Source organism: Frateuria sp. GZRR35 (genome assembly GCF_051900415.1).
Taxonomy (GTDB): domain Bacteria; phylum Pseudomonadota; class Gammaproteobacteria; order Xanthomonadales; family Rhodanobacteraceae; genus Frateuria_A.
In genome coordinates this window covers 1-19,926 of the sequence record NZ_JBHZGL010000019.1, presented here as the reverse complement: position 1 = coordinate 19,926, position 19,926 = coordinate 1, and the positions used below count along the sequence as shown (strand labels likewise).

Annotated in this window: 16 protein-coding genes and 1 rRNA gene; 3 read left to right on the top strand and 14 right to left on the bottom strand. The window is 67.7% G+C overall.

Features of this window, described 5'->3' with window-relative positions; genetic code table 11:
- The first annotated feature begins 3 nt into the window (after positions 1-3).
- Positions 4-1,854: a sulfotransferase gene (locus tag ACFWZ3_RS16725; protein ID WP_439708810.1), complete on the top strand. Its 1,851-nt coding sequence runs from the start codon at positions 4-6 to the stop codon at positions 1,852-1,854.
- An 85-nt stretch (positions 1,855-1,939) separates the two neighbouring features.
- On the top strand, positions 1,940-3,694 hold the full coding sequence (locus tag ACFWZ3_RS16720; protein ID WP_439708809.1) for a M1 family metallopeptidase: 1,755 nt from the start codon (positions 1,940-1,942) through the stop codon (positions 3,692-3,694).
- Between the two features lie 396 nt (positions 3,695-4,090).
- Here ACFWZ3_RS16720 and ACFWZ3_RS16715 read toward each other — a convergent pair whose 3' ends face one another.
- The 12 genes from ACFWZ3_RS16715 to ACFWZ3_RS16660 all read right to left on the bottom strand — a co-directional run bounded on the left by ACFWZ3_RS16715 (position 4,091) and on the right by ACFWZ3_RS16660 (position 17,564).
- Positions 4,091-6,328 carry a carboxy terminal-processing peptidase gene (locus ACFWZ3_RS16715; protein ID WP_439708808.1) on the bottom strand — a complete coding sequence of 746 codons (2,238 nt, stop codon included), beginning with the start codon at positions 6,326-6,328 and terminating at the stop codon, positions 4,091-4,093.
- A 7-nt stretch (positions 6,329-6,335) separates the two neighbouring features.
- Positions 6,336-7,328, bottom strand: a complete 993-nt coding sequence (gene lipA, locus ACFWZ3_RS16710) for a lipoyl synthase (protein ID WP_439708807.1) — start codon at positions 7,326-7,328, stop codon at positions 6,336-6,338.
- 10 nt (positions 7,329-7,338) lie between these two features.
- Positions 7,339-8,016 (bottom strand): lipoyl(octanoyl) transferase LipB, encoded by a 678-nt coding sequence (lipB, locus tag ACFWZ3_RS16705; RefSeq protein WP_439708806.1) that lies wholly within the window; start codon positions 8,014-8,016, stop codon positions 7,339-7,341.
- Between the two features lie 198 nt (positions 8,017-8,214).
- A complete protein-coding gene (locus ACFWZ3_RS16700) occupies positions 8,215-8,505 on the bottom strand; it encodes a YbeD family protein (protein WP_439708805.1) in 291 nt (96 codons plus the stop codon).
- Positions 8,505-9,761, bottom strand: a complete 1,257-nt coding sequence (locus ACFWZ3_RS16695) for a D-alanyl-D-alanine carboxypeptidase family protein (protein WP_439708804.1) — start codon at positions 9,759-9,761, stop codon at positions 8,505-8,507. The genes ACFWZ3_RS16700 and ACFWZ3_RS16695 overlap by 1 nt, the downstream gene beginning before the upstream one ends.
- A gap of 73 nt (positions 9,762-9,834) precedes the next feature.
- The gene (locus tag ACFWZ3_RS16690) at positions 9,835-10,746 is read right to left on the bottom strand and encodes a septal ring lytic transglycosylase RlpA family protein (RefSeq protein WP_439708803.1); all 912 of its coding nucleotides are present in this window, start codon (positions 10,744-10,746) and stop codon (positions 9,835-9,837) included.
- Entirely contained in the window at positions 10,743-11,747 is a 1,005-nt protein-coding gene (mltB, locus tag ACFWZ3_RS16685) for a lytic murein transglycosylase B (protein ID WP_439708802.1), read from the bottom strand. The genes ACFWZ3_RS16690 and mltB overlap by 4 nt, the downstream gene beginning before the upstream one ends.
- Before the next feature lie 91 nt (positions 11,748-11,838).
- Positions 11,839-12,954: a rod shape-determining protein RodA gene (gene rodA, locus ACFWZ3_RS16680; RefSeq protein WP_439708801.1), complete on the bottom strand. Its 1,116-nt coding sequence runs from the start codon at positions 12,952-12,954 to the stop codon at positions 11,839-11,841.
- Positions 12,951-14,885 (bottom strand): penicillin-binding protein 2, encoded by a 1,935-nt coding sequence (gene mrdA / locus ACFWZ3_RS16675; RefSeq protein WP_439708800.1) that lies wholly within the window; start codon positions 14,883-14,885, stop codon positions 12,951-12,953. The genes rodA and mrdA overlap by 4 nt, the downstream gene beginning before the upstream one ends.
- 1 nt (position 14,886) lies before the next feature.
- Positions 14,887-15,372, bottom strand: a complete 486-nt coding sequence (mreD, locus tag ACFWZ3_RS16670; protein WP_439708799.1) for a rod shape-determining protein MreD — start codon at positions 15,370-15,372, stop codon at positions 14,887-14,889.
- Positions 15,369-16,310 (bottom strand): rod shape-determining protein MreC, encoded by a 942-nt coding sequence (gene mreC / locus ACFWZ3_RS16665; RefSeq protein ID WP_439708798.1) that lies wholly within the window; start codon positions 16,308-16,310, stop codon positions 15,369-15,371. The genes mreD and mreC overlap by 4 nt, the downstream gene beginning before the upstream one ends.
- 207 nt (positions 16,311-16,517) lie before the next feature.
- Positions 16,518-17,564 carry a rod shape-determining protein gene (locus ACFWZ3_RS16660; protein WP_209615758.1) on the bottom strand — a complete coding sequence of 349 codons (1,047 nt, stop codon included), beginning with the start codon at positions 17,562-17,564 and terminating at the stop codon, positions 16,518-16,520.
- 244 nt (positions 17,565-17,808) lie between these two features.
- Between ACFWZ3_RS16660 and ACFWZ3_RS16655 the strand changes: the two genes are divergently transcribed.
- Positions 17,809-18,741, top strand: coding sequence for a carbohydrate kinase family protein (locus ACFWZ3_RS16655; protein WP_439708797.1), 933 nt, complete (start codon positions 17,809-17,811; stop codon positions 18,739-18,741).
- Here ACFWZ3_RS16655 and ACFWZ3_RS16650 read toward each other — a convergent pair.
- Positions 18,738-19,424, bottom strand: a complete 687-nt coding sequence (locus ACFWZ3_RS16650; protein ID WP_439708796.1) for a YoaK family protein — start codon at positions 19,422-19,424, stop codon at positions 18,738-18,740. The two genes, ACFWZ3_RS16655 and ACFWZ3_RS16650, sit on opposite strands and share 4 nt — an antisense overlap.
- A 400-nt stretch (positions 19,425-19,824) precedes the next feature.
- Positions 19,825-19,926 (bottom strand): 5S ribosomal RNA (gene rrf / locus ACFWZ3_RS16645); the annotation flags it as partial.

Below are 19,926 nucleotides of genomic sequence, written 5' to 3'. Positions count from 1 at the left end.
TGCATGCCCCACCCCGCCACCGAGCTCGCCAACGCCATGGCCGGCGCCTTCAACGCCGGCGACATGGAGCGCGTCATCGCGCTCGCCGGCCAGGCGGGCGACAGGACGGACGAAGGCATCCAGTTGCTGCTCGGACTGGCGCAACAGGCGACCGGCCGCTACGGCCAGGCCGCGGCGACCTTCCATCACCTTGCGCAGCATCGACCGGACGCCTCCGCCTACTGGAACAACCTGGGCGTCGCCTGCCGGCTGAGCGGTGACCTGCCCGCCGCCGAGCAGGCTCTCGCCAGGGCGATTTCGCTGGCGCCGGACGACGCCGACGTGCTCTACAACCTGGGCCTGCTCTACATCCAGCAGCGACGCTGGCCGTTGGCGCGGGAGACCCTGCTCGACGCGGTCGACCGCGCACCGGACGTCATCGAGGCGCGCCTGCAGGCCGCCTATGCCTGCTACGTCTGCGGTGACAACACCTGCCAGGAGGCGATGCTCGACGGCGCCAGCGACTGGCCCGGGCAACCGGGCGAACAGGCGCTGATCCTGTCCACCATGCTGTCGGCGCAGGGTGATCTGGAAACGGCACTGCGTACGCTGGCGCGGGCCCAGTTGCCCGGCGAAGCGGTGGCGGGCTCCTTGCGGTTGCGCATCACGGCGCAGCGGGTCCTGTTGCACGAACGCAACAATCAGCTCGACCAGGCCCGGCATGAACTGGAGCGGCTCCCGCTCGACGCTCTCGACGCGTTGCCACCGGATGCCCGCCAGGCGCGCGCGGATGTCTGGCGCGCACACGCCGCGCTGGCCATGCGCACCGGCGCCTATGGCGAGGCGGCGGCGTTGTACCAACGCGCACTCGCGCACGCCGACGACGACGATACCCGCGCCAGCGCCGCATTCGCGCTGGCCTCGGCGTGCGACCGGCTGGGTCGGCACGCGGAAGCCTGGCAAGCCCTGGAAACCGCGCATGCCAGGCAGGTGGAGATCGCACGCAACGTCCTTCCCGACCTGCTGGCACCCGGCAGCCGGCCACTGCAGATGGCCGAGGTCGACCACGCCGCTTATGCACGATGGCAGCCGCTGAGCGCGCCGGACAGTCGGCAGAGTCCGGTCTTCGTGGTCGGCTTTCCGCGTTCGGGCACCACGTTGCTGGAGCAGATGCTCGACGCCCACCCGGACTTCCGCTCGATGGACGAGCGCGCCTTCATCCACGAGCTGACCGAGCGCATGGAACAGGTCGGTCAGCGCTATCCCTCCGACCTGGCGAACCTCACCGGCGCGGAAGCCGACCAGTTGCGCGCTGCCTACTTCCGCATGGTCGACCGCGTGCTGCCCGACCGCGAGCCGCATCGGCTGGTCGACAAGAATCCGCTCAACATGCTGTGCCTGCCAATGATCATGCGGCTGTTCCCCAAGGCGCGGATCGTCCTGTGCCTGCGCCATCCCTGCGACGTGTTGCTCAGCTGCAGCATGCAGCCGTTCCGCTCACCGGCGTTCATGGTGCTGTGCTCGTCGCTGGAGCGCCTGGCACGGGGTTACGTGCAGGCCTTCGAGCAGTGGTACCGGCAGGTAGAGGTGTTCGCGCCACGGGTGCTCGAGTGGCGCTACGAATCGGTCGTCGACGATCTTGATACGCACCTCGCGCGGCTGGGCGCGTTCCTCGAGGTCGATGATGTCTCGCCGATGACCCGCTTCGCCGAGCATGCGCGGAGCAAGCGCTTCATCAGCACGCCCAGCTATGCGCAGGTCACCCATGGCATCCACCCGCGGGCGGTCAACCGCTGGCACGGCTATCGCGAGCAGTTCGCGCCGGTGCTGCCCTTGCTGCGGCCACTGATCGATCGGTTCGGCTACGCACTCTGAGACGTCGGCGCCGGCGTGACTTCTGGCCTACTCGCGCCAGCGGCGCACGCGGCATGCTGGTCGATCGAACCCCAAGGAGTCCCCCATGCACCCACGCCTGTCCCTGCTGGCGCTTGGTGTCGCGCTCGGCCTGGCCGCCAGCGCGCACGCCGCCGAACCGGCCGCCGTCGAGCAGCCCAAACTCACTGCGCAGACGCTCGCTTCCGGCGGCACCATGCCGGCCGAGCAGGCGCGCCTTCATTTCGATCATGCGGATCTGCATTTCACGATCGATCCGGCCAGGCGCCATCTCGATGGCGAAGCCACGCTGCGCTTCACCGCGCGCGAGCCGACCGACGTGCTGCTGCTGGACCTGGACAAGAACCTGCCGATCCGCAGCATCGCCGTCGACGGCAAAACGTTGGCCCGCAGTGCATGGAGCAATCCTGACGGCCGCCTGCGCATTCACTTGCCCAAGCCGTTAGCCAAGGGCGGCAGTGTGAGTACCACCATTGCATACGGTGGCCAGCCGCACGTCGCCAAGCGCGCGCCCTGGGATGGCGGCTTCGTGTGGAGCCATACCGATGACGGCCAGCCGTGGATCGCCAGCGCCGTCGAGGGCGAGGGCTGCGACCTGTTCTGGCCGTGTATCGACCAGCCCACCGGCGAGCCGGACCTGGTCGACACCTGGGTGACCGTGCCCGAGGCGCTGGCTGCGCCGGGCAACGGCGTGCTGGTCGGCATCAAGGACAACGGCGCCACGCGAACCTGGCACTGGCGCATCAAGCAGCCGGACACCTACGCGATCACCCTCAACGTGGGACCGTTCGAGGAGCTCAAGGGCAACTACAAGAGCCGCTACGGGAACACGATCCCGATGGAGCTGTGGTACCTGCGCGGCCACGAGGCGGGCGCCAAGGCGCTGTTCGGCGAGTTCCCGCGCATGCTCGACTTCTTCGAGCAGGAGATCGGTCCCTACCCGTTCGGCGACGAGAAGATGGGCGTGGTCGAGACGCCGCACCTGGGGATGGAGCACCAGACCATCAACGCCTACGGCAACGGCTACCCGAAGAGCGAATACGGTTTCGACTGGCTGCTGCAGCACGAGTTCGCGCACGAGTGGTTCGGCAACCAGGTGACCAACCGCAACTGGGACGACATGTGGCTGCACGAGGGCTTCGGCACCTACATGCAGCCGCTGTACGGGCAGTACCTCCATGGCGACATGCCGTACTTCGCGATGCTGCACGACGAGCGGATGAAGCTGACGAACGCCGTGCCGATCGTGTCGGGGCAGCCCAAGACCGAGGAAGGCGTGTCCGACGGCAAACTCGGGCCGGGCCTGGACATCTACTACAAGGGCTCGCTGATGCTGCACACGCTGCGCGGGCTGATCGGCGACGACGCGTTCTTCGAGAGCGTGCGACGGCTGGTTTACGGGCGGCCGGATCCCAGGCCCGGCAATTTCAAGCCGCGTTACGCCACCACGCAGGAGTACATGGACATCGTCGACCAGGTGACCGGCAAGGACCTGAAGTGGTTCTTCGACGTGTACCTGTACGACGCGAAGCTGCCGAGGCTGGAGTCGAGCCGGCATGGCGACACCTTGCAGTTCCGTTGGGTGACCGGGCATGGCGAGCCTTTCCCGATGCCGCTTGAAGTGCAGCTGGGCGACACCGTGCATACGCTGGCAATGGCCGACGGGACCGGCGAGCTGCAGGTACCGGAAGGAAGCCTGATGATCGTGGACCCGCGCTCGAAGGTGCTGCGCGAGATGCCCCACGCGGAGGCGTTCCAGGCGTGGGAGAAGGCGCAGAAGACGGAAAAGAAGGCCAAGGAGAAGGGCGGCAAGAAGGACTGAGGGTGTTGAGTCGGGCGGGACGCCCCGAATCCTCTTCGCCCCTTTCACGCGTATCGACCGGCTTCACGGCGAGCCTCGCCCCTCACCCTGCCCATCACCGCAGGGGAGAGGGTTCAAAGGCATGGCCGCGGGCAGCGGAGAGTGTTCAAAGGCATGGCCGCGGGTGTTTACCCGATTGCGCGCGGCCAGCTCCCTCTCCCCTGCGGGGAGAGGGTTGGGGTGAGGGGGCGCACTGGTCTCGGCCCTGCTGACGGAGCCATCGGTAAAGAGCGCTGCCGCATCGACCGGCTTTCCCGCGAGCCCCGCCCCTCACCCTGCCCTCTCCCCGCAGGGGAGAGGGTTCTAAGGCATGGCAGAACCAACCAAAAAAAGCCCGGCTAGGCCGGGCTTTTTCGCTTAACGAGGCTGGGTCGCCGGCTTTTCCGGTGGCGTCACCGCCGCGGTGGAGAACTTGCCGCCGTAGGGCAGCACCTCCGCCGCCAGCTTGGGGTTGGCCTTGATCATGCCGATCGCGTCGAACAGGATGTGCGCCGTTTCCTGCAGCTCGGGATCCTTGGCGTTCTTGGCCTGTTTTTCCTGCTTGAGCTCGGCCTTGAGGCTGCGCTCGTTGGCATTGAGGCCATCGTCCAGCGGCGATTCCTCGCCGGCGAGGCTGCCGTCGGTGCCATCGATCGCCTTGTGGCGGGCACGGAAGTCGGCCTGGATCGCGTCCTGGCGCTTGCGCTCGGCCTGGCGCTCGGCGAGGTTGAGCGACACCGTGGTCTGGTCGCGCATCTTCTTGTACTGAGCAAGCTCGTCGAGCATCAGCTGCCAGGCGGGCGACTTGGCCACGCGTCCATCGTGCCGCGTCTTCAACTGCGGCAGGTAGGCGGTGAGGTCGGCAACCTGGCTGTACGGCGCGGGCTGGATCTGCGTCCATGGCAGCGCGTTGTCGTAGGTCGACTCGCCGAAGTCCTTCTCATCGCCGTTCTTCGGGAACTGGATGTCCGGCGTGACGCCCTTCAGCTGGGTCGAGCCGCCGTTGATGCGGAAGAACTCCGCAATGGTCATCTTCAGCTCGCCGTACTGCGGCTTCTCGCTGTCGCCCTGGGCAAAGCGGTCAAGGTCCACCAGGTTCTGCACGGTGCCCTTGCCGAAGGTCGGCTCGCCGATGATCAGGCCTCGGCCGTAATCCTGGATGGCGGCCGAGAAGATTTCGGAAGCCGAGGCCGAACCACGGTTGACCAGCACCGCCATCGGGCCGCTCCAGGTCAGGCCCGCCTCGTCGTCGCCCTGCACTTCGACCTGGCCGCGTGCGTCGCGCACCTGCACCACCGGTCCCTGATCGATGAACAGGCCGGTCAGTTCGTTGGCCTCGGCCAGCGAGCCGCCGCCGTTGTTGCGCAGATCGACCACCACACCCTGCACGCCGGCGGTCTTGAGCTCGCCGAGCAGCTTGGCGACGTCGCGGGTGGCGCTCTTGTAGTCCTTGTCGCCCTCGCGGCGCGCGCCGAAGTCGGAATAGAACGTGGGCAGGTCGATCACGCCGATCTTGCGGGTGACGTCACCGTCCTTGACCTCGATGATCTTCTTCTTGGCCGCCTGCTCCTCGATGCTCACCTTCTTGCGCACCAGGGTGATCAGTTCGTGCTTGCCGTCCAGGCCGACGTCGGCAGGCAGGATTTCCAGCCGCACGGTGGTGTCCTTCTTGCCGCGGATCTTGTCGACCACGTCGTCCAGGCGCCAGCCGATCACGTCGACCATCGGACCGTCGGTGCCCTGGCCGAGCGCGACAATGCGGTCGCCCACGTGGATCTTGCCGGACTTGTCGGCCGGGCCACCGGGCACGACCTCGCGGATCTGGGTGTACTCGTCACGCGCCTGCAGCACCGCGCCGATGCCTTCGAGCGAGAGCTTCATGGCGATGTCGAAATTTTCCGCCGCGCGCGGACCGAGGTAATCGGTGTGCGGGTCGGTGGTTTCGGCGTAGGCGTTCATGAAGGTCTGGAACGCGTCCTCGCCGTCGAGCTGCTTCACGCGGTCAATGTAGCCGGCGTAGCGCTTGTCCAGCGTCTTGCGGATGTCCTCGTCGCTCTTGCCCGCGAGCTTCAGGCGCAGCCAGTCGTTCTTGGTGCGCTTGCGCCACAGGTCGTCCAGCGCGGTCTCGTCGGCCGGCCAGGCGGCGTGTTCGCGATCGTAGGTGTAATTCTCCTCGCGGGTCAGGTCGAAGCCCTGCTTGAGCAGGCCGCGCGCGAAGTTCATGCGGTCGATCGCGCGGCGCACGTACAGGTTGAACACGCTGAACGGACCGGACAGGTCCTTGTTCCAGATGGCGTCGTCGAACTTGGTCTTCAGCGGTTCGAAACGCGCCATGTCCGCTTGGGTGAAGAACACCTTCTCGCCGTCGAGCATGTCGAAGTAGGCCTTGTAGATCTTGGCCGACATGACGTCGTCGAGCGGCTTGGCGTCGTAGTGGAAGCGTGTCAGGAAGCGCGCGGAAAGCTGCGCGGCATCGGCCTGGGTGTCCGTAGACTTCAGCGGCAGCGTGGAAGCCTTGTGGCCCTCCTCGCCCTGCACGGCGGGCGCCTGCGCCTGGGCATGGGCGGCTGGCAGGACGAGGGCGAGCAGCAGGGCGAGCGAGGGGCGCAGGGTCATGGGGATCTCAGGCGAGTTCGGTGACGCCGGCTGCATGGGCCTGCAGGTCGGCATGGTAGGAGGAACGCACCAGCGGACCGGAGGCGACGTGATGGAAGCCCATCGCCTCGCCCGCCTCGCGCAGCGCGTCGAATTCGTCGGGAGTCCAGTAGCGCACGACCGGGTGATGGTGCGGCGTGGGCTGCAGGTACTGGCCGATGGTGATCATGTCCACGTCATGGGCGCGTAGATCGCGCAGGGTCTCGATGACCTGCTCGAAGGTCTCGCCCAGGCCCAGCATGATGCCGGACTTGGTCGGCACGGCCGGATGCTGCGCCTTGAAGCGCTTGAGGAGATCCAGCGACCACTGGTAATCGGCGCCCGGGCGCACCTCGCGGTACAGGTGCGGGACGGTTTCGAGGTTGTGGTTGAAGACGTCCGGCGGGAAGGCCTGGAGCACCTCCAGCGCGCGCTCCATGCGGCCCTTGCCGCGGAAGTCGGGCGTCAGGATCTCGATCTTGATGTTGGGGCTGGCATGGCGCACGGCGCGGATGCAGCTGGCGAAGTGCTCGGCGCCGCCGTCGCGCAGGTCGTCGCGGTCGACCGAGGTGATCACCACGTACTTCAGGCGCATGTCCGCGATGGTCTGCGCCAGCCGCGCCGGCTCCAGCGGATCGGGCGGCTGCGGGCGGCCGTGGGCGACGTCGCAGAACGAGCAGCGGCGGGTGCACACCTCGCCGAGAATCATGAACGTGGCGGTGCCCTTGGAGAAGCACTCGTGGATGTTCGGGCAGGAGGCTTCCTCGCACACCGTAACCAGCGCGTTCTCGCGCAGGCGCGCCTTCAGTTCCTGCACGGCGTTGCCCTGCGGTAGCCGCACGCGGATCCAGGAGGGCTTGCGCAAGGTCGGCACGCTGCTGTCGAACGCGGCGCGGTTGCGCGCGATCTTGTCGTTGCCTACCTGCTTTTCGGGCGCGTCGACCACGCTGATCGGGATGACCCTGGAGGAAATTTCGCTCATCTGCGACTGCCTAGACCGCGGCGCGCGCGGGGAGTTCGGGGAGGACGGGGGCGGCCGGCACCGCGTGGAAGCCGAACTGGCGGCAGAACTGTTCCACCAGCACGTCCTCGACTTGCGCCAACTGCGACGGGCCGCCCAAGTCTAGCACTTGCGTGACCGCCAAACCCTTGTAGCCACAAGGGTTGATGCGGCCGAACGGCTCCAGGTCCATGGCCACGTTGAAGGCCAGTCCGTGGAAGCTGCAGCCCCGGCGCACGCGCAGGCCCAGGGCAGCCACCTTGGCGCCGGCCACGTAGACGCCGGGGGCCCCTTCCATCCGGGCGGCCTCGATCGACCAGTGCGCGAGCGTATCGATCAGCGACTGCTCGATGCGGTTTACCAGCTCGCGCACGCCCACGCCGGTGCGGCGCAGGTCGATCAGCGGGTAGCCGACGATCTGGCCGGGGCCGTGGTAGGTCACCTGGCCGCCGCGGTCGACCGGGATCAGCGGGATGTCGCCCGGTGCCAGCACGTGTTCCATCTTGCCGGCCTGGCCGAGGGTGAACACCGGGTCGTGCTCCAGCAGCCAGAGTTCGTCGGGCGTGTCCGGGCCGCGCGCGTCGGTGAAGGCGCTCATCGCCTTCCAGGTGCGCTCGTAGGGCTGGCGGCCGAGGCGGCGGATGAGAAGCGGTCGGGAGTCGGGGGGCATGCAGGCGCTACCGGGGAAATGGGAAGCAGATGAGGCGCGCGGGGCGAAATGCAAGCGGCGGCGAGTTGAAGCCCTCTCCCCTCCGGGGAGAGGGTTTGGGTGAGGGGCGGGGCTCGCGGGGAAGCCGGTTGCTGAAGTTCAAGGCAAGCGCGGCCCCTCACCCCAGCCCTCTCCCCGGAGGGGAGAGGGAGCAAAAGCCTAAAGCGTATAGCGGATCGCCGGATCGGCGCGCAGCGCGGCGTGCGCGCCGTCGTACTGCTCGCGGTTGTCGCAGCGGAAGCTGACCGTCACCGAGACGAACTTGCCCTCGCGCGAGGGGCGCTGGCTGACCGTCTCGTGCAGCACATGCAGGCCTTGCGCCTCGAGGATCTGTGGCACGCGCCTGGGCAGGTCCGCGCTGGCGTCACCCAGCGCGGTGATCTCGAATTCACCGGGGAACTGGAAACCCTTGCCTTCCTTCTTCGCCTGGCTGAAGTCGATTTCTTGCATCACTTTGTGTCCGCGGCAGGGGCCGTGGCCGCAGCGTCGTCCTTCTTGTCGCCGTGGAACCACAGCAGGATGGAATCCCACAGGCGCTTGAAAAAGCCGCCCTGGGGGGCGTCATTGAGCGCGACCAGCGGCGCCGACTGCAGCGGCTTGCCATCCAGCGTGACGCGCAGGGTGCCCACCTGCTGGCCCTTCTTGAACGGGGCGATCAGCGTGGCGGGGATGTCCATGGTGGCCTTGAGCCGGTCGTACTGCCCGCGCTTGACCGTCACGTCCAGCGGCTGGGTGATGCCAATCGGCAGCGTGTCGGTCTCGCCCTTCCACAGCTTCGGCGTGGCGAGCGGCTTGTTGGCGTCGTAGAGCTTGTGCGACTCGTAGAAGCGGAAGCCGTAGTTGAGCAGCGCCATGGCCGAATCGGCGCGGGCCTTCTCGGAGCTGGCGCCCATCACGATGGCGATCATGCGCGAGTCGCCCTGCTTGGCCGAGGCGGCCAGGCAGTAGCCGGCGGCGGCGGTGTGGCCGGTCTTGATGCCGTCCACGCTCGGGTCGCGCCACAGCAGGGTGTTGCGGTTGCCCTGCTTGATGCCGTTCCACTCGAACTGCTTGGCCGCGGAGATCGCGTAGTCCTCGGGAAAGTCGTGGATCAACGCGCGCGAAAGGATCGCGATGTCGCGCGCGGTGGTGTAGTGGTTCTCGATCGGGTAGCCGGACGCGTTCTCGAAGTGCGAACCGGTCATGCCCAGCTGCTTGGCATAGGCATTCATGAGGTTGGCGAAGGCCTCCTCGGAACCGGCGGTGTGCTCGGCCAGCGCGATCGCCGCGTCGTTGCCCGACTGGATGATCATGCCGTACAGCAGGTCTTTCAGCGGGACCTGGCTGTTGAGCTTGAGGAAGCTGGTCGAGCCGTCGGTGCCCGCACCGCCACCGCGCCAGGCGTGCTCGCTGATGGTGACCGGATCGGTCATCTTGATCTTGCCGTTGGCAAGCTCGGCCGACACGACGTAGTCGGTCATGATCTTGGTGATCGAGGCCGGCTCGACGCGTTCGTCAGGGTTCTTGCTGGCGAGGATCTGTCCGGTGGCGTAATCCATCAGCACCCAGGCCTTGCCGTCGACGTCCGGCGGCGGCGGCACCGGCGCCTCCGGCACGGTCGGGCGCGGCACCGGCGAGGGTTTCGGCGGCGTCTGCTGCGCAAACGCGGCGCCGACGACCAGCGCGGCGGCGGCGAAGGTGGCTAGGGTACGGCGGAAAAAGCTCATCGTCGGTTTCGATCCCATTTCAATTAGTGTGGCTGTGGCCGGCGCCCCGCGCGCCGGCGCGAATGTGCATCGCTCAGTCTACCGCGACCTGCGGACGGGGGAGGCCGAGCTCTTCGATCTCCCCGGTTATCCGGTCGGCCTGGTCGACGTCGTCCAGCGGGCCGACGCGTACGCGGCGTACGTTGCGCCCGTTGACCTCCACGTCGCTCACCTGCACCGGTGCCAGCCTGGCCGAGCGCAGCCGGCTGGCCACGCGATCGGCGTTGGCGAGGTCCGAGAAGGCACCCACCTGCAGCCAGATCGCCGGATGGGCGCTACCCGATGGGACCGCCGGCTGGCCGGTCAGTTCCGCAGGCGGTGCATCCTTCTCAGGATGCGTGGGGTCGATCGCGTGCACCTCGACCAGGCCGGTGCCCTTGGGCCAGATGCCGATTTTTACGGCGGCGGCGTAGGACAGGTCGATCAGCCGGTTCTCGTGGAACGGCCCACGATCGTTGATGCGCACGATCACGCTCTTGCCGTTCTGAAGGTTGGTCACGCGGGCGTAGCTCGGCAGCGGCAGCGTCTTGTGCGCCGCGCTGAAGGCGTACATGTCGTAGTTCTCCAGGCTCGATGTCTTGTAGCCGTGGAACTTGGCACCGTAGAACGAAGCAATGCCGCGTTCGTCGTAGCCGCGCGCGCTGGAAAGCACGCGGTAGGTCTTGCCGAGCACGGTATAGGGCGATTTGTTGCCATACAGCGAGCGCGGCTCGGCCTTCGGCACCGGTTCGGGAATCTGGCTGACGTCGATCGGCGGCGGGACGCTGTCGCTGCTCTGGTTATAGCGGCTGGACTGCGGGCGGCTGATGTCGTCGCGGAAACCGCCGCGGCTGCCCTCCGCCCGCGGCCCCACCGCCTTGCCGCCGCGCGAGGGGCGTGGATGCGAACCACCACACCCGGCCAGCGCCAGCGCCAGTATCACCAGGACGCCCGCGCGCCAGCTCATCGCACGGCGTCCGCCGAGCGCACGCCGGCGGCAATGCCCTGGGCGAGCTGGTGCACGGCCAGGGCGTACAGCGGGCTCTTGTTGTAGCGGGTGATGACGTAGAAGTTCTGGAAGGTGAACCAGTACTCGGGGCCGTTGCCGCCCTCGAGCGCCTGCAGGCTGGTCATCCGGCCCGGATCGAACGCTTCGAGCGGCGCGTAGCCCCAGGCCTCCAGCTGCTCCAGTGGCCAGCGCGGCTGCGCGTCGGGCACCTCCAGCGGACGCGGCGCATTATCCGGCTGCGCCCGGGCGGCCACCGGGCCGCCGCGCTCCCAGCCGTGACCGACGAAATAGTTGGCGACACTGGCCAGGATGTCCGGTAGCGAACCGAGCATGTCAATGCGGCCGTCGTGGTCGCCGTCCACGCCGAAGTCGCGGATGCTGGAGGGCATGAACTGGCCCCAGCCCTGTGCACCGGCGTAGGAGCCGGTGAGCATGTCCACCGGGCCGGCCAGGTGGTCGGCCGGCAGTTCCAGCAGCACCTTCAGCTGCTCGCGGAAGAACTTCGCGCGCGGCGGGTAGTAGAGGCCCAGCGTGACCAGCGCATCGAGCACCTTGTACTTGCCGGTGTTGCGGCCGTAGAAAGTTTCCACGCCGAGAATGGCGACCAGGTACTCGGGCGCCACGCCATACTGGTCGGCGATGCGCTCGATCAGCTCGCGGTGCTCGCGGTAGAACGCCACGCCCTCGTCGATCCGCTTGGGCGTGATGAAGATCGGCCGGTAATCCTTCCACGGCTTGGCTTCGGCCGGGCGGTTCATCGCGTCGATGATCGACTGCTGCATCTGCGCGCCACTGAGCAGCGCATTGAGTTTCGCCGGGTCCTTGCCGGTGTCGCGCGCTATCTCGCGCACCAGTTCGGGCTGGCCGGGATGGACCGTTTTTTCGGCGTGGACCGGCACGACGGCCAGCAGGAGGGCGGCGAGCACGCCGGGCAGGCGGCACGAGCGAAGAAAAGGCATGGGAAACACCGCGCGGATCGACATCGCACCCAAGCCTAACACGCGTGCACGCACGATCCGGGGCGGAATCGGGGCGACGGACTGACGCCGCTCAGTCATGCATCTTGCGGTTGGCGTGGATCGACATCAGCACGCCGAAACCGCTCAGCAGGCTGACCGCCGAGGTGCCGCCGTAGCTGACGAACGGCAGCGGCACGCCGACCACCGGCAGCATGCCGGCGATCATGCCGCCGTTGACGAAGACGTAGACGAAGAAGCTCATCGCGATCGCGCCGGCGAGCAGGCGTGAATAGGTGTCGCGCGCCTCCATCGCGATCCACAGGCAGCGGCCGATGATGAAGGCGTACAGCGCCAGCAGGCAGACCACGCCGACCAGGCCGAATTCCTCGGAGAACACGGCGAAGATGAAATCGGTGGTGTGCTCGGGCAGGAAGTCCAGCCGCGACTGCGTGCCGTGCAGCCAGCCCTTGCCGAAGATGCCGCCGGAACCCACCGCGATCTGCGACTGGATGATGTGCCAGCCGTTGCCCAGCGGATCGGCCTCGGGGTTGAGCAGGGTCAGCACGCGGTCGCGCTGGTACTGGTGCATGAAGTGCCAGCCCACCGGCACCATCGACGCGGCGATCCCGACCAGCAGGCCGATGCGCCACCAGGCAACGCCGGAGAGGAACAGCGCGAACGCGCCGGCGCCGGCGACCAGCAGCGCGGTACCCAGGTCCGGCTGCTTGGCGATCAGGCCGGCGGGGACGGCGATCAGCAGACCGACCACCGCCATGTCCTTCCAACTCGGCGGCAACTGGCGCGGATGCAGGTACCAGGCGGCCATCATCGGCATGGTGAGCTTGAGCAGCTCCGACGGCTGGAAGCGCATGAAGCCCAGGTCCAGCCAGCGGTCGGCACCGCGGCCCTCGCCCAGGATCGCCACCACCACCAGCAGCGCGGTGCTGCCGGCGTAAAGCCAGGGCGTCCAGCTCCGCAACACGGTGGGCGGAATGCGCGAGATCAGCAGCAACAGCGCCGCGCCGAGCACGAAGCGCGCCGCCTGCCCACCGACCAGACCGAGGTCGCCGCCACCGGCGCTGTACAGGGTGACCAGGCCGACCGTGGCCAGCATGAGCAAACCGGTGGCGAGCGGTAGATCGATCCGCGGCCGGGTCAGGATGCGGCGTATGAAGCGGCGCATGCGCGCGTAGAGCATGCCGATCATCGCGCGGCTCCCCCATCGGCCGGCACCGGCGCGTCCCCGGGCGCGGCCGGCGGCGTAGTCGCCGGCGCTGGCGGTCTGGCCGAGGCCCCTTCCGGCGTGGTGAGCCACGTCTCCATCACCGTGCGCACGATCGGCCCCGCCGCCTCGGCACCCCAGGCACCCGCCTCGAGCATGGCGACCACCGAGATCTTCGGATCGTCAGCGGGCGCGAAGGCCTCGAACCAGGCACGGTGACGGGCAGCCAGATAGGCGGTGTTCTTGTTGGTGTCGTAGGCCGAGCTGGTGCGCGAGAAGCGCTCGGCCGTACCGCTCTTGCCGGCCACCACCAGCGGAAAACCGATGAACTGCCTGGCGCCGGTGCCGCTGGCCACCACCGCTTCCATGCCCTGCTTGATCACGTCCAGGTGCGCCGGGTCGCTGACCAGCGAAGGCCCGGTCGGCGGATTGGATACGGCAAGCTTGGGTGCATCGACGCCATCCTGGGTGGCCATGACCAGCTTCGGCGCCCGCGGAATGCCCTTGCCGGCAAGGATCGACACCGCATGTGCCAACTGCAGCGGCGTCACCGCCCAGTAGCCCTGGCCGATACCGGCGATGACGGTTTCGCCTGGGTACCAGGGCTGGCGCGAGTGCTCCATTTTCCACTCGCGTGAAGGCAGGATGCCGTTCTCCTCGCCATCGAGGTCGATGCCGGTCTTCCTGCCGAAACCGAAGCGGCCCATCCAGTCGCTCAGCCGGTCTATCCCCAGGTCCAGCGCCAGCTTGTAGAAGTAGGTGTTGGTGGACTTCTCGATCGCCTCGACCATGTCGACCACGCCATCGCCGCCGCGCTTGTCGTCGCGGTAGCAGCGTGACGCCCCGGGCAGGCAGAACTCGCCGGTCGACAGCACCGTGTCCTGCGGCTTGCGGATGCCGTAGGCCAGGCCGCCCAGCGCGAGGAACGGCTTGACCGTGGAACCGGGCGGATACACCCCGCGCAGCGCGCGGTTGTAGAGCGGTTTGTCCGGCGCGGTGGTCAGCGCCTTGTAATCGGCACTGCTGATGCCGTTGACGAACAGGTTCGGATCGAAGCTCGGCACGCTGACCATCGCCAGCACCTGGCCGTTGCGCGGGTCGATCGCCACCGCCGAGCCGGCGCGCCCGTCGAACGCGGCCATCGTGGCCTTCTGGATGCGCACGTCGATGGACAGGTAGAGGTTCTTGCCCGGGACCGGCGCATGGGTCTCGAGCACGCGCTGGGTACGCCCGTCCGCATTGACCTCGACCAGCTCGTAGCCGGGCGTGCCGTGCAGCATGTCCTCGTAGGAGCGCTCGATGCCGCTGCGGCCGACATGGCTGGTGCCCTGGTAGCGGTCCGGGTCCAGCCGCTTGAGGTCGTCCGCGTCGATGCGGCCGACGTAGCCGATTACGTGCGCGAACAACTCGCCGTAGGGGTAGTGACGGGTGAGATAAGGCACCACGTCCACGCCGGGAAAACGCCAGCGGTTGATCGCGAAGCGCGCGATGTCGTCCTCGGAGAGGTGCATTTTCAGCGGCACGCTCTCGAAGCGCCGGCTCTGCTTCAGGCGCTTGCGGAAGTCGGCGACGTCGTCGGGGTCCAGCGGCACCACGGCGCCGATCTGCGCGAGCATCGCGCTCATGTCGGGGACCTGCTCGGGCACCACTTCGAGCCGGAAGGCCGGCACGTTGTCGGCCAGCAGCACGCCGTTACGGTCATAGATCAGGCCGCGCGCCGGCGGGATCACCTTCGGCTTGACGCGGTTGTTCTCCGACCGGGTCACGAACTCGTCGTGGCGCATCACCTGCAGGTAGAAGAAGCGTCCGGACAACGCAATCAGGCCCAGCACGATCAGGGCGAAGCCGACCAGCGAGCGTCGCTGGAACAGCGCCGCCTCGCCGCGCGGGTCCTTGAGGGCACGCCGCTTCTTCATCTCATTGCAGGCGCAGGCGCATGCGCAGGTCGTCCAGCAGCAGGAACACGAACGGCCACAAGGCGGCGCCGACGAACGGCGAGATCCACCAGCTGGCCGGCGGCAGCGCGTCGCCGGCGAACACGCGCACGATCGTCAGCAGGATGCGATCGTTGACCAGCAACGCCAGCACTGCCAGTGTCTGCTGCCACATCGGGAAGAAGCGCAGCCGCGAGCGGAAGCGCAGCGCGATGAACACCAGCGCAGTCAGGCGCAATGCCTGCTCGCCCAGCAGCACGCCGTCGAGCAGGTCGGCGGCCAGGCCCATGGTGAAGGCCAGTCCCAGTGTCACCCGGTCGCCCGATTCCAGCGACCAGTACAAAAGCACCAGCGCCGGCCAGTAGGGTTTGAACGGCTCGAGGACATCCGGTAGCGGCACCAGCATCGACAGCAACGCGATCACCAGCGTGCCGACGAACCACCACAGAGCCAGGCGCTGGCGGTTCATGGCTGTCCCTTCGTCGGCGGGGCGGTCTTGGTGGCCTGGCCCGCTCCCGCGGGGGCCAGATCGGCCGGTGGCCCCATCGGCGGCACCGGCTCGGGCGGACCGACCGGCTCGGCCTGGTCGTGCAGCAGCAATACGTCCTCGCTGCGGCTGATGTCCGCGCTGGGTTGCGCCTGCGCTTCCAGGAACATGCCGGTGGCCGCGGGCGCCACGCGGGTGACCTCGCCGACTGGGAAGCCGGGTGGAAAGCGACCACCCAGGCCCGAGGTCAGCAGGCGGTCGCCTTCACGCACGTCGGCCGCCATCGGGATGGTCGGCAGCACCAGCCGGTCGCCCTCGCGGGAACCGTAGGCAATGGTGCGAAGGCCGGTGCGCTCGACGGTCACCGGCAGGGCGTTGTTCGGGTCGGTGATCAGCATCACGACCGAGGTCGTCGGCAGCGTCTGGATGACCTGGCCCATCACGCCGCGCGCATCGATCACCGGTTGCCCGGGCTTGACGCCGTCGCGGGCGCCGACATTGAGCAACAGGCGATGGCGGTAGGCGCCCAGGTCGACGCCGACCACGCGGGCAAGCTGCACGTTGAGCTCCAGGCTGCGCTGGGTATCGAGCAGTTCCTTCAGGTGTGCGTTCTGCTGTGCCACGGCGGCCATGCGATTGAGCTTGGCGTTGGCCAGCAACAGGTCTTCGCGCAGGCGCTGGTTCTGATCGGTCAGCCGCTGGCGGTCGGCGAAGGCCACCGAGAGCGTGCGCATGCCTTCGACCGGCAGGCCGGCGAGCCGGTACAGCGGCTCCACCGCCACGGCAGCGCCGTAGCGGATGCGCCACATCCAGCCGTTGCGATGGTCGAGCACCATCAGCACCATCGCCAGCGCGAGGTAGCCGATCAGCCGCAGGGTGCCGGTCGAGCCGGCGAACAGGGGCGAGGATTCCTGGCCCATCAAGAGAATCCGAAAAGGAAGGGGCGACGCAGACGGTCGCCATCAAGCGTGGCAGAACGCACCGGCATGGCACAACGGATGGGCCGCCCTCCATCGCACAGGAGGCCCGGGACGGGTGGCCGGATCGGCCTCAGTCCCATGTCAGCAACACGGCTCGCATCCCCCTGCGCGAGCACGGCCGCCGCAGCGCGGCAGCCATGCCTGGCCTCACTCCGGCGCGAAGAAATCGCTGCCGTGCTGGTCGATCAGCTCCAGCGCCTTGCCGCCGCCGCGGGCCACGCAGGTGAGCGGATCGTCGGCGACCTGGACGTGCAGGCCGGTCTCCTCGGAGATCAACCGGTCCAGATCGCGCAGCAGGGCGCCGCCACCGGTCAGCACGATGCCGCGCTCGGCCACGTCCGAGCACAGTTCCGGCGGGGTCTGCTCCAGAGCGGACTTGACCGCCGCCACGATGCCCGACAGCGGCTCGTGCAGGGCCTCCAGGACTTCGTTGGAGTTGATCGTGAACATCCGCGGCACACCCTCGGCGAGGTTGCGGCCGGAGATCTCGATCTCCTTGACCTCGCTCTGCGGGAACGCGCAGCCGATCTCGATCTTGATGCGCTCGGCGGTGGACTCGCCGATCAGGGTGCCGTGGTTGCGGCGGACGTAGTTGATGATCGCCTCGTCGAAGCGGTCGCCGCCCACGCGTACCGACTGCGAATAGACGATGCCGTTGAGCGAGATCACCGCCACTTCCGAGGTGCCGCCACCGATGTCCAGCACCATGGCGCCGCGCGCCTCGTGCACCGGGATGCCGGCGCCGATAGCAGCGGCCATCGGCTCCTCGATCAGGAACACGTCGCGGGCGCCGGCACCTTCGGCCGATTCCTTGATGGCGCGGCGCTCGACCTGGGTCGAACCGCACGGCACGCACACCAGCACGCGCGGGCTGGGGCGGAGCATGCGCGACTTGTGCACCTGCTTGATGAAGTGCTGCAGCATCGCCTCGGTCATGGTGAAGTCGGCGATGACGCCGTCCTTCATCGGGCGCACCGTGGCGATGTTGCCCGGCGTGCGGCCGAGCATGCGCTTGGCGTCGCCACCCACCGCTGCCACCGCACGCGGGCCACCCGGGCCACGATCCTGGCGGATCGCCACCACCGACGGCTCGTTGAGGATGATGCCCTGCCCACGCACATAGATCAGCGTATTGGCGGTGCCGAGGTCGATGGAAATATCGTTGGAAAAGATGCCGCGGAACTTCTTGAACATGAGGCCTGGCGCGCCGGCTGGAAAGGGAAAAAGTAAGCGCGTCAGTCTAGTGAGCGGGTCCTACCCACGCAAGCGCGAAGACGTTAAGAAAGCCTTGTAGAACGCGATGATGCGCGCATTTCCTGAGCCCCGCCGCGGCTTCGTCGGGCAACCGACTGTCGCCTTGGGCGAAGCGTCGCGCTACGATTGCAGGGTTTGCCGGACGACTACCGTCCGCGCCGCTCACACTGGGGTTTTCTCGAACATGTCAGCCGTCATCTGCGGTTCGCTGGCCTACGACACCATCATGGTGTTTCCGGACCAGTTCAAGAACCACATCCTGCCGGACAAGGTCCACATTCTCAACGTCTCCTTCCTCGTGCCGCAGATGCGCCGCGAGTTCGGGGGCTGCGCCGGCAACATCGCCTACAACCTGAAGTTGCTGGGGGGCGACCCACTGCCGATGGCGACGGTCGGGCAGGATTTCGGTCCCTACCGCGAACACATGATCCGCTGCGGCATCCGTCTGGAAGGCGTGCGCGTGTTCGAGGACCAGTTCACCCCGCAGTGCTTCATCACCACGGACCTGGACAACAACCAGATCACCGCCTTCCACCCAGGCGCAATGTCCAGCTCGCACCACAACCACGTCGGCGACGTGGCCGACGCCCGGTTCGGCATCGTGGCGCCGGACGGGCGCGAGGCGATGCTCCAGCACACCGACGATTTTGCCGCCCGCGGCGTGCCTTTCATCTTCGATCCCGGCCAGGCGATGCCGTTGTTCAACGGCGACGAATTCCGTTCGATGATCGGCAAGGCGAACTACGTCATCGTCAACGACTACGAGTCGCAGCTGCTGCAGCAGCGCACGGGCTGGTCTGCCGAGGAGATCGCCAGTCGCACGCAGGCCTACATCGTGACGCTGGGTCCGCGCGGCTCGCTGATCCACACCGACGGGAAGGTGATCGAGATTCCTGCTGCCCGCGAGCGACAGGTGATCGATCCCACCGGCTGCGGCGACGCATACCGGGCGGGCCTGATGTTCGGCATCATGCGGGGCTACGACTGGCCGACGATCGGTCGCATGGCGTCGCTGATGGGCGCGCTCAAGGTCGAGCATCCGGGCACGCAGAATCAGCGCTTTACCTACGACGAGTTCGCCGAAGCCTTCCGCGAGCAGTTCGACTACGCGCTTTAAGTCCGCTCGGCGCGCCGCGTGTGCCGCGCGCCGCAAACGACCACGCCCAGCAGGACCAGCCAAGGGAGCGCCACTGCCCAGGGTGGCCAGCGCTGTTGCACCCACGCGGTGACCAGCGCGGCCACGCCGTAGGTTGCATAGACCGTGGCCTGGACGCTAACCAGCGGCAGGCCTTTCGGCGGCGAGCGTTCGACCAGGCCGGCAACCATTTCGGTCAGTGTGCCGGTGATGAAGGTCGTCCACACGCCAGCCAGGTGTACCTGCCGCACCGCCGCGCTTTGCATGCCCATCACCGCGCCCAGCAGGACGATCACGCCTCGGACCCACGATGTCGGCAATGTGGCATGGCCGGCCCTCGCGAATATCAGTACCGCTGCACCGAGCAGCAGGGTTTCCACCCATAGAACGCGGTTCACCCGCGCGCTCCATCCGGTCGCCTGCCCAAGCAGCATGCCGGTTCCTGCAGCCACACCCAGCGCGAAGCCGGCCACCGCAAGCAGCGACCGCAGCGCACGCGCGAGATCACCCGAGCCGAGCGCCATGGCCAGCAATACGGTATTGCCGGTCATGTTTGCCGTGAACACGTGCCCGAGTGCCAGATAGCTCACCGCGTCCAAGCTTCCGCCCACCCAGGCGAGCGCCGGCAACGACCACCCGAGCCAACGCGCGTCGGCATGCTCCACGGCTCACCTCCTTGCGGCCAGTCTAGCCAGCCCAGGGTGACGAGCCTGACTTCGACCGAACAAATTGAGTCGCCGTCCGCCGGGCTCTTGTGGGAGCGCACCTGTGCGCGACCGCGATGCCGGGGCCGCGGGGACCGGTAGGAAGGGCTGAACCCTGCCGCGTTTGACACCGTGACTTGCGTGGCAGGCAGGCCCGCTCATGCCAGTGCGCGGACGCGGCGCGGGCACCGGATGGATTCCAGCCCGCACAGCGTGGCGATGGATCCCGGACCGCAGCTGGCGGAAGCGCTCAGATCCCCGCGACCGCGGCATTGGGCAGCCCGCGTCGGCGCGACGCGTGCTTTGAGGCCCGCGCAAAGAAAAACCCTCACCGAAATCGGTGAGGGTTTTTGGATAAAGCCCCTGGCGGTGACCTACTCTTGCATGGACAAGCCACACTACCATCGGCGCGGCTGCGTTTCACTTCCGAGTTCGGGATGGGATCGGGTGGGACCACAGCGCT